This window comes from Streptomyces venezuelae (assembly GCF_008642315.1).
In the GTDB taxonomy this organism is placed as follows: Bacteria; Actinomycetota; Actinomycetes; order Streptomycetales; family Streptomycetaceae; genus Streptomyces; species Streptomyces venezuelae_D.
Map to the genome: position 1 here is coordinate 8,476,703 of NZ_CP029192.1, position 13,554 is coordinate 8,490,256.

General features: G+C 70.1%; 15 protein-coding genes. 6 read left to right on the plus strand and 9 right to left on the minus strand.

What is annotated here, in order from left to right:
* Positions 1–108 precede the first annotated feature (108 nt).
* Positions 109–378: a hypothetical protein gene (locus DEJ48_RS37400; RefSeq protein WP_150220541.1), complete on the minus strand. Its 270-nt coding sequence runs from the start codon at positions 376–378 to the stop codon at positions 109–111.
* A gap of 281 nt (positions 379–659) precedes the next feature.
* Here DEJ48_RS37400 and DEJ48_RS37405 point away from each other — a divergent pair, with 281 nt between their 5' ends.
* Complete coding sequence (locus DEJ48_RS37405; protein WP_150220542.1) at positions 660–2,303, plus strand: alpha/beta hydrolase; 1,644 nt, start codon at positions 660–662, stop codon at positions 2,301–2,303.
* 302 nt (positions 2,304–2,605) lie between these two features.
* On the opposite strand, the gene DEJ48_RS37410 is transcribed toward DEJ48_RS37405, so the two are convergent.
* Positions 2,606–3,352: a lysophospholipid acyltransferase family protein gene (locus tag DEJ48_RS37410; protein WP_150220543.1), complete on the minus strand. Its 747-nt coding sequence runs from the start codon at positions 3,350–3,352 to the stop codon at positions 2,606–2,608.
* A 227-nt stretch (positions 3,353–3,579) separates the two neighbouring features.
* Between DEJ48_RS37410 and DEJ48_RS37415 the strand changes: the two genes are divergently transcribed.
* Complete coding sequence (locus DEJ48_RS37415; RefSeq protein ID WP_150220544.1) at positions 3,580–4,029, plus strand: SSI family serine proteinase inhibitor; 450 nt, start codon at positions 3,580–3,582, stop codon at positions 4,027–4,029.
* A gap of 32 nt (positions 4,030–4,061) precedes the next feature.
* Here the strand turns inward: DEJ48_RS37415 and DEJ48_RS39970 are convergent, their stop codons facing one another.
* The 5 genes from DEJ48_RS39970 to DEJ48_RS37435 all read right to left on the minus strand — a co-directional run bounded on the left by DEJ48_RS39970 (position 4,062) and on the right by DEJ48_RS37435 (position 8,576).
* The gene (locus DEJ48_RS39970) at positions 4,062–4,220 is read right to left on the minus strand and encodes a hypothetical protein (protein WP_167357829.1); all 159 of its coding nucleotides are present in this window, start codon (positions 4,218–4,220) and stop codon (positions 4,062–4,064) included.
* Between the two features lie 87 nt (positions 4,221–4,307).
* Positions 4,308–5,258 carry a cytochrome c oxidase assembly protein gene (locus DEJ48_RS37420; RefSeq protein WP_150220545.1) on the minus strand — a complete coding sequence of 317 codons (951 nt, stop codon included), beginning with the start codon at positions 5,256–5,258 and terminating at the stop codon, positions 4,308–4,310.
* A 107-nt stretch (positions 5,259–5,365) separates the two neighbouring features.
* Entirely contained in the window at positions 5,366–6,391 is a 1,026-nt protein-coding gene (locus DEJ48_RS37425) for a 6-phosphofructokinase (protein ID WP_150220546.1), read from the minus strand.
* 178 nt (positions 6,392–6,569) lie between these two features.
* The gene (locus DEJ48_RS37430; RefSeq protein WP_150164120.1) at positions 6,570–7,298 is read right to left on the minus strand and encodes a type 1 glutamine amidotransferase; all 729 of its coding nucleotides are present in this window, start codon (positions 7,296–7,298) and stop codon (positions 6,570–6,572) included.
* Between the two features lie 39 nt (positions 7,299–7,337).
* Complete coding sequence (locus tag DEJ48_RS37435) at positions 7,338–8,576, minus strand: MurT ligase domain-containing protein (RefSeq protein ID WP_150181994.1); 1,239 nt, start codon at positions 8,574–8,576, stop codon at positions 7,338–7,340.
* 152 nt (positions 8,577–8,728) lie between these two features.
* On the opposite strand from DEJ48_RS37435, the gene def reads away from it, so the two are divergent.
* Complete coding sequence (gene def / locus DEJ48_RS37440; protein WP_150220547.1) at positions 8,729–9,268, plus strand: peptide deformylase; 540 nt, start codon at positions 8,729–8,731, stop codon at positions 9,266–9,268.
* 19 nt (positions 9,269–9,287) lie between these two features.
* On the opposite strand, the gene DEJ48_RS37445 is transcribed toward def, so the two are convergent.
* Entirely contained in the window at positions 9,288–9,932 is a 645-nt protein-coding gene (locus tag DEJ48_RS37445; RefSeq protein WP_150181992.1) for a TetR family transcriptional regulator, read from the minus strand.
* Positions 9,933–10,096: 164 nt separating this feature from the next.
* Between DEJ48_RS37445 and DEJ48_RS37450 the strand changes: the two genes are divergently transcribed.
* Positions 10,097–11,323: an acyl-CoA dehydrogenase family protein gene (locus DEJ48_RS37450; RefSeq protein WP_150181991.1), complete on the plus strand. Its 1,227-nt coding sequence runs from the start codon at positions 10,097–10,099 to the stop codon at positions 11,321–11,323.
* A gap of 596 nt (positions 11,324–11,919) precedes the next feature.
* Positions 11,920–12,204, plus strand: a complete 285-nt coding sequence (locus DEJ48_RS37455; protein WP_150220548.1) for a hypothetical protein — start codon at positions 11,920–11,922, stop codon at positions 12,202–12,204.
* 55 nt (positions 12,205–12,259) lie between these two features.
* On the opposite strand, the gene DEJ48_RS39975 is transcribed toward DEJ48_RS37455, so the two are convergent.
* On the minus strand, positions 12,260–12,580 hold the full coding sequence (locus DEJ48_RS39975; RefSeq protein ID WP_190537832.1) for a hypothetical protein: 321 nt from the start codon (positions 12,578–12,580) through the stop codon (positions 12,260–12,262).
* 326 nt (positions 12,581–12,906) lie between these two features.
* Here DEJ48_RS39975 and DEJ48_RS37465 point away from each other — a divergent pair, with 326 nt between their 5' ends.
* Positions 12,907–13,515, plus strand: a complete 609-nt coding sequence (locus DEJ48_RS37465) for a VanZ family protein (protein WP_150220549.1) — start codon at positions 12,907–12,909, stop codon at positions 13,513–13,515.
* Positions 13,516–13,554 lie beyond the last annotated feature (39 nt).

Sequence of the window (13,554 nt, forward strand, 5' to 3'; positions counted from 1 at the left end):
GCGCCACGCGAGGCCGGAACCGCGAACAGCTTCGGCGGCCCGGAGCCCGGCGTGCGATGCGGGCTCCGGGCCGCCGAAGCGACACCGGGCTGTGTCAGGCAGACCCTGCTAACCGGCGACGACGGCACCGAGGATCATCCCGCCGATCAGGCCGACGGCGCCGACCAGCAGGGCGATGGTGGAGAGCCGCTCGTGCCGGGCGAACTTGGCGACGACGGCCAGGATCAGGCCGCCCAGCCCGAAAACGATCGGCAGGAAGAGAAGACCGATCGCGCCCATCACGATCGCGATGATGCTGAGAACGTTCTCGCTGGCGGCGCCGCTCCTGGCCGTGGCGTGGTGCTGCCCGACCGGCTGGTTGCCGTACTGCGTACTCATCTCCCACTCCTTCGGGTCGGTCGCTCCAAGAACCGGTCTCAAGCGACCGGACTAACGCTCGAGTGCCCCGAACTCCCGTCCTTATACGGCCAGTTCCCGCACAAGCCCCGCACCACCCCCTGGCCGAGCGCCGCGCCCGTGCCGGGCGGCCGACCCGCCCTGGCCGCTCACCGGTACGCACCGAACCGTTTATCGGATTGGTAAAGAACCCCCATCCCATCTGTTCTCAGCCACCCCTCAGACGCAAAGATCCCCCGTACTGCTCGAATCTGCTCGAATCGATGTGCGGGAGGCCCGACTTGAGAAGGACCCCAGGGACCAGACGGCGGACGGCGGTGTTCGGATCCGCGGGGGCTCTTGTCGCCGCGACGCTGATAGCGGGCGCCGTCGCGGCCCCGACGGCGAACGCCGACGCGGCTTCGGCGGTGCGGGACCACGCGGCCCGTTCCGGCAAGGACCGCGAGACGCGCGGCGCCGCCCTCGCCGCGCAGCGCGCCGCGAAGGCCGGTATCGACTGGCGGGACTGCCCGGCGGACTGGGGGTTCGAGAAGCCCATCCAGTGCGGCTGGGTCACCGTCCCGGTCGACTACGCCAAGCCCGACGGCAAGAAGATCAAGCTCGCCGTCGACCGTATCGGCAGCACCGGCACCAAGGACGAGCGCCAGGGCGCTCTCGTCTACAACCCGGGCGGCCCCGGTGGCTCCGGCATGCGCTTCCCGCGCCGTGTCACGACCAAGAGCAAGCTGTGGGAGAAGACGTCCAAGGCGTACGACTTCGTGGGCTTCGACCCGCGCGGCGTCGGGCACTCCGCGCCCATCTCCTGCGTCGACCCGCAGGAGTTCGTGAAGGCGCCCAAGCTCGACCCGATACCCGACAGTGAGGCCGACAAGCGCGCCCAGCGCAAGCTCGCCGCCGAGTACGCCGACGGCTGCCAGGAGCGCAGCGGCCGCATGCTGCCGCACATGACGACGCCCAACACCGCCCGCGACCTGGACGTCATCCGCGCCGCGCTCGGCGAGAAGAAGCTGAACTTCCTCGGTGTTTCGTACGGCACCTACCTGGGCGCGGTCTACAGCACCCTCTACCCGACGCACGTGCGCCGCATGATCTTCGACTCCGTGGTCAACCCGCGCACGGACAAGATCTGGTACGAGGTCAACCTCGACCAGGACGTCGCTTTCGAGAAGCGCCTCATCGACTGGATGAAGTGGGTCGCGAAGAACGACGCCGCCTTCCACCTCGGTGACACCTACGCCGAAGTCCGCGGCCAGTGGGACAAGCTCCGCGCCACCGCGAAGAAGCAGCCCCTGAACGGTGTCGTCGGCCCGGCCGAGCTGCACTCGTACTTCCAGAGCGCGCCGTACTACGACTCCTCCTGGGTCGAGATCGCCACGAACTGGAGCAAGTACGTCGCCGGCGACCCGAAGCCCCTCATCGAGGCGGCGAGCCCCGACCTGTCCGACACCGCGGGCAACATCGCGAGCGAGAACGGCAACGCGGTCTACACCGCAGTCGAGTGCGCCGACGCCAAGTGGCCGCGGAGCTGGCAGAAGTGGGACCGCGACAACACCCGCATCCACAAGACCAGCCCCTTCATGACCTGGGGCAACGCCTGGATGAACCTGCCCTGCGCCACCTGGTCCAGCAAGCAGCAGCGCCCGGTCGAGGTCCGTACGCACAAGGGTCTGCCGAAGACGCTGATCATGCAGTCCACGCGTGACGCCGCGACGCCGTACCGCGGCGCCGTCGAGCTGCACAAGCGCCTCAAGGGCTCCCGCCTGGTCACGGAGAAGGACGCCGGCTCGCACGGCATCACCAACCTCGCCAACCCGTGCCTCAACGACCGGGTCGACACCTACCTGCTGACCGGCAAGGTCGACGCCTCCGACGTCACCTGCGGCCCGCACGCCACTCCCAAGCCGTAGCGGAGAGCGGTTGGTCATGCGCCGCGTGCCCCCGGAGCGCACGCGGCGGCCGCCGCTCCTTTCGGGTGCCTTCCCGGGGGAGCGGCCATGGGCCCCGTCACGTCCTGCTGTTCCGATGGGTCATGGAGAACCCGCCGGACGACGAGTGCATCATGATGCCGGGCGGCGGCGGGGTGTACGGCGGGGCCACGGTTCCGCACGCGGTGTTCTCCGGATGGCGACGGGGGACAGCGACGGCGGGGTGTGCCGCCTCAGGCGGCGCACCCCGTGCCGACCTCATCGGCTCACCCGTGCCGGCCTCCTCAGCTCAACGGCATCCGCGGCCGCCTCCGGGGTTCCTTCCCCCCGGCCGCCGCGCGCTCACGTTCCGCTTCCGCCTCCTCCGCCTTCACGACGGCCGCGTACTTGTCGACGTACTCCTGTCCGGAGAGCCCGAGGATCGCGTACATGATCTCGTCGGTGACGGCCCGCAGGACGGCCTTCTCGCCGTCCATGCCCACGTAGCGCGTGAAGTCGAGCGGCTCGCCGAAACGAATCGTCACCCGCTTGAACTTGGGGAACTTCCGGCCGGGCGGCTGCGCCTCGAAGGTGCCGATCATGGCGCACGGGACCACCGGCACCTGCGCCTTGAGCGCCATCGCCGCCACGCCGACCTTGCCCTTGTAGAGCCGTCCGTCGTGCGAGCGGGTGCCCTCCGGATAGATGCCGAGCAGCTCGCCCTTGCGCAGCACGCCGAGGCCCTCGCGGATCGCCGCCTGGCCCGCCTCCTTTCCGGAGCGGTCCACGGGGATCTGACCCGCGCTGCGGAAGAACGCGGCGGTCAGGCGGCCCTTGAGGCCGGGCCCCGTGAAGTACTCGGCCTTCGCGAGGAACGTGATGCGGCGCTTGATGATCGCCGGCATCAGGAAGTGGTCGGAGAACGACAGGTGGTTTCCCGCGACGATCGCCGCGCCGCCGTCCGGCACATGCTCCAGGCCCTCGATTCTGGGCCGGAACATCAGCCGGAGCAGCGGGCCGAGGATCACGTGCTTGAGCAGTAGGTAGAACATGGCGGCCGCCTTCCCCCTGGTCCCGGTGCCGACGCACAGTAGTCAATCGACGGCGCGGATGCGAGAGCCCGTACGGGCCCTTGCGTGCCGCCGGACGGGTGAACGAGCGGCGTGGCGGTGCGGCGCGCGCCGCCGGAGAGGGGTGCCGTGGCTACTTCCCGGTGTCGTCCGACGCCACGGAACGTCACCGCCGTCGACCCGTCCGACGCGTACCCCGGAGGTCTCCCATGCGCTCGCTCCCTCTCGCGGCCGCCGTCGGCCTGCTGGCCCTCGGAGGGCTCACGCCGGCCCATGCGGTGGCGCCTGCCCATACCTCCGCGCCCGCCCACGCCGCCGACGCCGCCGCGCCCGCCCACGCCGCCACGCCCGCCCCGAAGCGCGGGCTCTTCCTCACCGTCTCGGGCGCCGAGAACACCTGGGTGCGCGGCGTGCTGCTGCACTGTGTGCCCGAACCCGCCGGGGCCCATCCGCGGGCGGCCGAGGCGTGCGAGGCGCTGGCTCTGGCCCGTGGAGACTTCGACGAGCTGCCGGACGACCCGCGCGCCTGCACGAAGGAGTTCGACCCGGTCACGGCGACGGCGACCGGGTCGTACGACGGCAAGGCGATCAGTTGGCACAAGACGTACCCGAACGCCTGCGCCCTGGCGGCGGACACGGGCGTCGTGTTCCGCTTCTGAAACCCCGGGGGGCCCGACGTGCGCCGCCACGCTCACGTGGCCCGCGACAGCACCATCGCCAGCGTGATCAGACCGAGCACCACCCAGCCGAACCACAACCAGCCGTTGCTTCCGAGAGCCACCGTGTAGGCCGTCACCATGACGAGGCCTCCGATGGTGAACCCACCCATGGTCTTCGTGGAACCGGGCATCGCTCAGCCTCCTCCCGGCAGCCTGCGGCGCTCACGCGTCCAGACCGCGGTCCGAAGACCATCGTGACCCGGGAAGACCCTCTGGCGCTAGCGTCCGCGAGCGGCCAGTGAGGCCAGATAGGCGTTGTACGCCTCCAGCTCCTTGTCGCCGTCGCGGTCCGCGGCACGGTCCTTGCGGCGCGCCTCGCGGTCGTCGGAGCGCCGCCACTGGAAGAGGAGGGCGACCAGGACCACCACGGACGGGATCTCGCTGAACGCCCAGGCGATGCCGCCCGCGGCCTCCTGGTCGGCGAGCGCGTCGATGCCGAGCGAGGCGGGCGGGTGCATGTACGTGCCGATCATCGGCTGGCTCGCCATCATCAGTGCGATGCCGAAGAACGCGTGGAACGGCATGCCCGCGAAGAGCTCCAGCATCCGCATGATGTAGCCGGGGCGGTGCGGTCCCGGGTCGACGCCCATGATCGGCCAGAAGAAGACGAGGCCGACGGCGAGGAAGTGGACCATCATCCCGATGTGGCCCGCCTTGGAGCCCATCAGCGTGTCGAACAGCGGCGTGAAGTAGAGCGCGTACAGGCTCGCGATGAACAGCGGGATCGTGAACGCGGGATGCGTGATGATCTTGATGTAGCGGCTGTGGAGGAGCCGGAGGAGCCACTCGCGCGGGCCCTTGCGGCCGCGCCCCGCCGCCGGCAGCGCACGCAGCGCCAGCGTGATCGGCGCGCCGAGCAGCAGCAGGATCGGCGACAGCATGCTGATCACCATGTGCTGCACCATGTGCACGCTGAACATGACCATGCCGTAGTCGTTGAGCTTGGTGCACATCACCAGGAGCACGGTCAGGATGCCGAGCACGAACGAGACCGTGCGGCCGACCGGCCACTTGTCACCGCGCCGCACGAGCCGCGCCACGCCCCATCCGTACAGGGCGAGGGCCACCAGGCAGCCGATGAGGAAGAAGGGGTCGGCCGACAGCTCGAGGCCTCGCCCCAGCGTGAACGGCGGCAGATCCATGTTCATGCCGTGCCCGCTGTGATCCATCCAGTGGCTCCTGATTCGTGCGGATTGTGCGACGTGTGTCGGCACCAGAGTAGAACTGCCCCCGGCCGCTGACGCGACCGGGGGCAGGAGTTCGACGGGGGAGCGGACTACAGCACGCACTCCGCTTCGGCGTACCGCTCCTCGGGCACCGTCTTCAGCGTCTCCACGGCCTCCGCGAGCGGCACCATCGTGATGTCCGTGCCGCGCAGCGCCGTCATGTTGCCGAACTCGCCGCGGTGCACGGCCTCCACGGCGTGCCAGCCGAACCGGGTCGCGAGGACGCGGTCGTACGCGGTGGGGGTGCCGCCGCGCTGGACGTGGCCGAGGATGACCGGACGGGCCTCCTTGCCGAGGCGCTGCTCCAGTTCGAGGGAGAGCTGGCGGGCGATGCCCGCGAACCGCTCGTGGCCGTAGACGTCCTTGCCGCCCACGTCGAACTCCATGGAGCCCTCACGGGGCTTGGCGCCCTCGGCGGCCACGACGATCGCGAACTTCTTGCCCGCGGAGAAGCGTTCGCCGACCTTCGCGGCCAGCTCCTCGATGTCGAAGGGGCGCTCGGGGACGACGATCGCGTGCGCGCCCGCGGCCATGCCGGAGTGCAGGGCGATCCACCCGGTGTGCCGGCCCATCACCTCGACGATGAGCACGCGCTGGTGCGACTCGGCGGTGGTCTTGAGGCGGTCGAGGGCCTCCGTCGCCACGCCGACGGCCGTGTCGAAGCCGAAGGTGACGTCCGTGACGGCGATGTCGTTGTCGATGGTCTTGGGGACGCCGACGATCGGCAGGCCCGCGTCGGAGAGGAGCCGGGCCGCCTTGAGGGTGCCCTCGCCGCCGATCGGGATGATCGCGTCGAGGCCGAGCTCGGCGACGTGTCCCCTGGCGCGCTCCACGCCGTCCCGCAGGTGCGCGGGCTGGACGCGCGAGGAGCCGAGGATCGTGCCGCCGCGGGCGAGGATGCCGCCCACCGCGTCGAGGTCCAGCTTGCGGTAGTCGCATTCCAGGAGGCCTTTCCAGCCGTCGTGGAAGCCGATGACCTCGTCGCCGTGGTCCACCACCGCGCGGTGCACGACGGAGCGGATGACGGCGTTGAGGCCGGGGCAGTCGCCGCCGGAGGTCAGGACACCAATGCGCATGGCCCGGAATACCTTTGCAACGTGGGTCGATGACCGGACCACGTCGTCCGGCTGGATCCCCGCCACCCTATAGGCGCCGGGGGGCCGGGCCGCACCCGGCGTCCGAGGGCTGGACGCCCCCGCTCACATGTGCGGGCGGGGCGTCAGAGGGGCCCTCGGACGGGGCGCTTCAGCGGTGTTACGCGGGCTGCTGCGCGGCGTTGATGCGCTCGTTGCGCAGCGCCTCGTACCAGCGGTCGTCCGTCGGCGGCAGCGCGTTCACGTCGAGGGCCAGCTTCAGGAGCAGGTCCGCGATGAGCGGGTTGCGGGCGAGGACGGGGCCGTGCATGTAGGTACCGAACACGGTCCCGTTGTACGCCCCCTCGGTCCCGTCCCCCGTCCCGTTGCCCCGCCCGAGCGTCACGCGGGCGAGCGGCCGCGCGGCCGGGCCGACGTGCGTGATGCCCTGGTGGTTCTCGAAACCGGTCAGCGGGGGCAGGCCGAGCTGCGGGTCGATGTCGGCGAGCACGTCGCCGACGCACCGGTCGCCCTCGCCGCGGGTGGAGACCACGTCGAGGAGGCCGAGACCCGGCTCGCGCTGGCCGAGGTCGTTGATGAACTCGTTGCCAAGGATCTGGTAACCGGCGCAGACCGAGAAGACGATCGCGCCGTTGCCGACCGCGCGCTGGAGGCCGCCGTCGCGGCGCAGCCGCTCGGCCGCGAGCCGCTGCGGGCGGTCCTCGCCGCCCCCGATCAGGTAGATGTCACCGGAGGTGGGCACCGGCTGGTCGCTGCGCACGTCGTAGCGCTCGACCTGGAGGCCGCGCTGACGCGCCCGGCGCTCCACGACCAGGGCGTTGCCTTGGTCTCCGTACGTGCTCAGCAGGTCGGGGTAGACCCACACCAGCCGCAGGCTGTTGTCGCTCATGCTCATTTGTCCCTACGAAGATCTAGAGGGCCGGGCGGGTCAGTTGCCGACGCGGCGGCGCAGGTCCTGGAACGCGGTGTAGTTCGCGATCGTCTCGATGCGTCCCGGCGGGGCGAACTGCACCGCCTCGTCGACGCTCTCGCAGACCCGGAAGTCCAGGCCCGCCACTTCGAGGCGCACGGCGAGGTCCAGCTTGCGGTCGCCGAGCACGAAGATCGGGTGACCGGCGAGCCGGGTGTAGTCGACGTCCCAGAGCCAGGAGGTGTCCGTGCCGTCGGCGCCGCGCGCGTTCACGGAGAGGATCACCGGGGTCGGGGGCGGGTCGATCAGCGAAAACGTTTCGAGCCAGCCCGCGGGGTTCTTGGCGAGCAGCAGACGCAGGTCGCGGCCCTGGAACTGCACCACGTCGTAGCGTCCTGCGACCGCCTGCACCTGGTACATGCGCTCGAGGGCGACCTGCGGCGGCACGCCGAAGACGGCGGCCACGGCGGCCGACGAGGCGGCGTTCGCCTTGTTCGCCCGGCCCGGCAGCTGCAGGTGGATCGGCCACGCCGAGCCGTGCGGGTCGAGGACGTGGTCGCCGGAGAGCACCCAGCTGGGCGCCGGACGGCGGAAACCGCACTCGCCGCAGAACCAGTCGTCCCCGGGGCGCTGCATGACGCCACCGCAGGACGGGCACGACCAGGCGTCGTCCTTCCACTCCTGGCCCGCCGCCACCCACACCACGTTCGGCGAGGAGGAGGCCGCCCAGACGACCAGCGGGTCGTCGGCGTTGGCGATGATCACGGCCTTGGAGCCGGCCAGGCCCTCGCGCCACTTCTCGGCGAGCATGCGGGTCTCCGCGGCGCGGTCCAGCTGGTCGCGCGAGAGGTTGAGCAGCGCGATCGCCTTGGGGTCGACGTCACGGGCGACGCCCGCGAGGTACTTCTCGTCGACCTCGATCACACCGAACCTGGCGTCCGAGCCACCGGCCAGCGCCGAGGTGATTCCGGCGGGCATGTTCGCACCGAGCGCGTTCGAGACGACCGGGCCGCTGGCCCGCAGCGCCTCGGCGATCAGGCGCGTGGTGGTCGTCTTTCCGTTGGTGGCCGACACGAGGACGACGTCCAGGTGCGTGGCGAGCCGTCCGAGCAGCTCGGGGTCGAGCCTGAGCGCGACCTTGCCGCCGATCACCGATCCGCTGCCGCGGCCCGCTGCCCGGGACACCGCCGCGGCCGCCTTGCCCGCCGTCACGGCCAGCTTGGCCCGCGGCGACAGCGGGTCCGTGTTGCCTGACATCTGTCGAGATCCTCCTTGCGTACGGCGCCGCGCCTGCCCCCGGCATCGTTTCGCTGCTCAGCCTATCCAGATCCATCTGCGAGCCCGAATTGCGGCACCACCTCGGCACCTCGGCGGTGCCGCTCCGTCCCTTGGACCGTACTCTTGCCGCCATGCGACACGGCACGATCCCGGGCGCCTCGGGGCGCGTACGACCTCTGACCCTCCTCGGCGACCCGGTGCTGCACGCGCCGTGCGAGGAGGTCACCGACTTCGGCCCCGAACTGGCGGAACTCGTCGAGGACATGTTCGCGACGATGTACGCCGCACGGGGCGTGGGTCTCGCCGCGAACCAGATCGGCGTCGGCCGCCGGGTGTTCGTCTACGACTGCCCGGACGACGAGGATGTCCGCCACCTCGGGCACGTGGTCAATCCGAGGCTCGTCGAGGCCGACGGCGTGACGGTGCGCGGCCCCGAGGGCTGTCTCTCGCTGCCCGGACTCGAAGCGGGCACGCCGCGCTTCGACCACGCCGTCGTCGAAGGCGTCGATCTGCGGGGAGAGCCCGTCCAGGTGCACGGGACGGGCTGGTTCGCCCGCTGTCTCCAGCACGAGTGCGACCACCTCGACGGGGGTGTCTACACCGACCGCGTCACGGGCTGGCGGCGCCGCAGGGTGCTGCGGGCCGCCGCGAAGGCACCCTGGAATTCCTGAGGGGCTCAAAGACAAGCTCTCAAAAACCGGGCCCCCCGACACGGTTGCCCGCGGCCGCGAGCCGCCCCCACAGCAGGTCGGCCAGGCTGCGCACCAACTGGGCGCGGGGGCAGGGCCGTTCGCCGAGCCACCAGTCGCCCGCCGCGTGCATCATGCCGACGATGCCGTGGCCCCACACCCGGGCGAGCTCGGCGCTCTCCGGGCCGAGGTCGACGCGCTCCTCGATGACCTCCGCGAGCTCCTCGCCGAGCCGGCGCAGCAGGGGGGCCGAGTGGAGCCCGACGTCGAAGCCCTGCTCGCCGGGGGAGGGTGCCTCCGACGGATGCATGAGGAAGCGGTAGACCTGAGGGCGGGCCTCGATCGCCGCGAGGTAGGTGTCGAGCGTCGCCTCGACCCGCTCCCTGCGCTCGGCGGGGGCGTCGAGCGCGGCGCGCAGCGCTTCGAGGAGGGCGTCGGTGTGGCGCTTGGCGAGTGCCGCGTACAGGCCGCCCTTGTCGCCGAAGTGGCGGTAGAGGATCGGCTTGGTGATGCCCGCCTCGGCGGCGATGGCGTTCATCGAGGCGCCCGGGCCGTCGCGGAGCACGACCCGGTCCGCGGCCTCGAGGAGCTCTCGCCGCCGGTGCTCCGCGGACCGCTGCTGATCGGTCCGCTGCGTGGTCTCCATTGTTTCTCCCCGCCCGTGCTGAATCGGTGACGCCCGCGCAACGTAACACCCGTCGTCCCGTCCGGATCGAACGGGCCACCGGGAGTTGACATGGACTACTGGCCGGTAACAGACTGCGGTTACCGCAAGTAACGTCGCAGATGATCGCAGGTCCTGGAGGGGTCATGGCCGAGTTCACCATGGAGCTCAACGACGAACAGAAGGAGGTCCGGGACTGGCTCCACGGGTTCGCCGCCGATGTGATCCGCCCCGCGGCCGCCGAGTGGGACGAGCGCGAAGAGACCCCGTGGCCCATCATCCAGGAAGCGGCGAAGCTGGGGATCTACTCGCTCGATTTCTACGCCCAGCAATTCTTCGACCCCTCGGGACTCGGCATCCCGATGGCGACCGAGGAGATCTTCTGGGGTGACGCCGGCATCGGCCTGTCCATCATGGGCACGGGCCTGGCCGCCGTCGGCGTGCTCGCCAACGGCACCGAGGAGCAGATCGGCACCTGGATCCCGCAGATGTACGGCGACGTGAACGACGTCAAGGTCGCCGCCTTCTGCTCGTCCGAGCCGGACGCAGGATCAGACGTGGCCGCCATGCGCACCCGCGCCGTCTACGACGAGGCCAAGGACGAGTGGGTCCTCAACGGCACGAAGACCTGGGCGACCAACGGCGGCATAGCCAACGTCCACGTCGTCGTCGCGGTCGTCGACCCCGAGCTCGGCTCGAAGGGCCACGCGTCCTTCATCGTCCCGCCGAACACCCCCGGCCTGTCCCAGGGCCAGAAGTTCAAGAAGCACGGCATCCGCGCCTCGCACACCGCCGAGGTCGTCCTGGAGGACGTCCGCGTCCCCGGCCACTGCCTGCTCGGCGGCAAGGAGAAGCTGGACGAGCGCATGGCCCGCGCGCGCGAGCGCGCCAAGTCCGGCGGCGAGCGCGTCAAGAACGCGGCGATGGCCACGTTCGAGGCGTCCCGCCCGGCGGTCGGCGCCATGGCCGTGGGCACGGCGCGCGCCGCGTACGAGGAGGCCCTGGAGTACGCCAAGACGCGCACCCAGTTCGGCCGTCCGATCATCGACAACCAGGGCATCGCCTTCCAGCTCGCCGACATGCGCACCCAGATCGACGCGGCCCGCCTCCTGGTGTGGCGCGCCTCCTGGATGGCCACCACGGGCAAGAAGTTCGAGTCGGCCGAGGGCTCCATGTCGAAGCTCTACGCGAGCGAGGTCGCCAAGAAGGTCACCGCGCAGGCGGTCCAGATCCTCGGCGGCAACGGCTTCACCCGCGAGTACCCGGTGGAGCGCATGCACCGCGACGCGGCCATCTACACCATCTTCGAGGGCACGAGCGAGATCCAGCGCCTGGTCATCGCCCGGACTCTTTCGGGGATGCCGATCCGCTAGGAAAGCCAGCACGGGGACGCGCATGGAGCGATCCCCTTCGAGAGCCCGCCCCCATCCCGGAAGCGGGCTCTTTCAGGCACCCAAAAGAAGATCAACTGACTTCTGGGGCAATTTCGGGAGATCGATTGCGATGTCGCCGCTTCCGGAAATGGTCCCCCGGCCGGCGTCAGCGGAGCGTAGGCGCCGCACCTCCGGCGGTTCACCACGACCCTGAGGGACTGCTCCCACTGACGCTGCAGGTCCGCAGCGATCGCCGGCTCCATTGCCAGTTGACCCCTCTCATCGAGCCAGACCTTCTGCGAGTGCCGCAGCCCGTGCGGCGTCAGCCCTTCCATGCCCAGGACTGGCCTGATCCCCTCGCGGGCTCTCGCCCCACGGACCACGCCCCTTCATCCGCGGCCGATCGACGCAGGTCCCGCCAGACAGTCACGCCAGCAGAAGAAACTGCAGGTCACAGGTCAGCTTGACAGGCAGACTCTACGCAACACGTATTGCGCTACGGTGCATCCACTTGGTTATTCGTTGTTGGTATGCGCGAACCCAATCCGCGTTGCAATCCGTGAACTCATTGGGGAAGCGGTGTCGAGGAGCCTGCGATGAGCGAACAGCCGTGGACCATCGAGTCCATCCGTGACGCCCTCGGCAACCCGCTGCTCGCCCAACGCTTCCCCAGCGAGATCAACAAGGCACCCGCACACGAACTCCTCGGCGTCTTCGCCAAGTGGGAACGCATCGCCAAGGACAACCTCGCCGCCGTAGAACGCGGGCGAGAGCTGGCCGCCTACGACGCCCGTGGCGAAGAGCCCCCCGGTGAATGGATCGACGTCACCGACCGCGTTCTCGCCGAAGCCGAACGGGCACGTGCCCGCGGCGCCGCCTGATACTCGAAACGGCGCCCCGCCGACGGGTCGAGCACTACGCTTCGTCCCGAAAGAGTCACTGCCCGCCGTCCAGTGATTTCATCGCGCCCTTCAGGGTGCCCGGAATCGAGGACGAGACGTGATCTACCGGCTGAAGTACGACCCTGGGGTTGAGGCCGTCCACGACGCACTTCCCACACAGGTCAGCGAACGGCTCAGCCAGGCCCTCGCCGCCGCCTGCGGCGACCCTCTCGGCGCCACAGAGCCCTACGGCGAAGACGACGGAATCATGCGAATATCCGTCACCGAACACGCATTCGCCGTCCTCCTCGTCGGCCGCACCCTCAAAATCGTCACCGTCCTGCAAATCAGCTACCTCGGCCAGGTAGGACGGCACGACCGAAGCCCGTGCGGAGCACGGTGTGATTCGGGGCCGCGACTGCACCGCCCGCCACCAGGCTCGCCGTTGATCTCTACGAGCACGTGGGGATCGGTCCTGACCGTCGGCCGTGCACACGGCCGGGTGAACCTCCCGGAGTGGCGCTGGCCTTCCGCTCGCTCCACCCCAGATGCTGGCCCCTACCAGGCAGGCGATATGCCGCCTTCACCAAGCGCCTCCCGATGGGCGACGACGCGTGTATCCGCGCGAAGATGAAGCACCGTGGCAAGTTCTACATCTCCAAATACCTTGACTGCTGACCCGACAGGGCAGGGGAGCTCAGCGTGTGGCGCATCGTCTTCTACGTGAATACGTGGACGGTGTCCCTGTTCCTCGCCGCTGTCGCTGGGGTGGCCGTGGGGCTGGGCGTGTGGCGGCGGGCGTCGCCGCGTCGGCAGCGCCGGGCGGCCCGGCTGCTGTGGGGGGCGTGTCTGGTTGCGGCGCTGGCCGCCACGGTGGTCCCGGACCGGCCGATCGGCTCTGGTGTCCCCTACGTGGCGATGATCCCGGGGGAGGGTCTGTGGGGAAGCGCTGCCGACTCAATGTTCGCCGGCGAACGGCACATGATCCTCGTTCTGCAGGTCGCCAACGCGGCCATGTTCGTGCCGCTCGGCCTGTTCGCCTACACGGCGGCTCGAGCCCCCTCCCCGACCGTGATCGTGCTGGGCTGTACTGCGCTGAGTGTCACGATCGAAGCAGTGCAACTGGTGATGAACGCCGGCCGTGTCGTCGATGTCGACGACGTCATCTTCAACACGGCGGGAGCCCTGATTGGCTGCCTGCTGGGCAGCGCGGCCTGGAGGGTCACAGGGCGGGGTGCCGGCCAGGACGTGCGGCGCCACGCAGCCCGGACGCATCCGCTGCGGTCATGGCTGGCGCAGCTCAGGGACTGACCCGACCGGCCACTGGAAGGTGCGGCGCGGGCCGTCCAC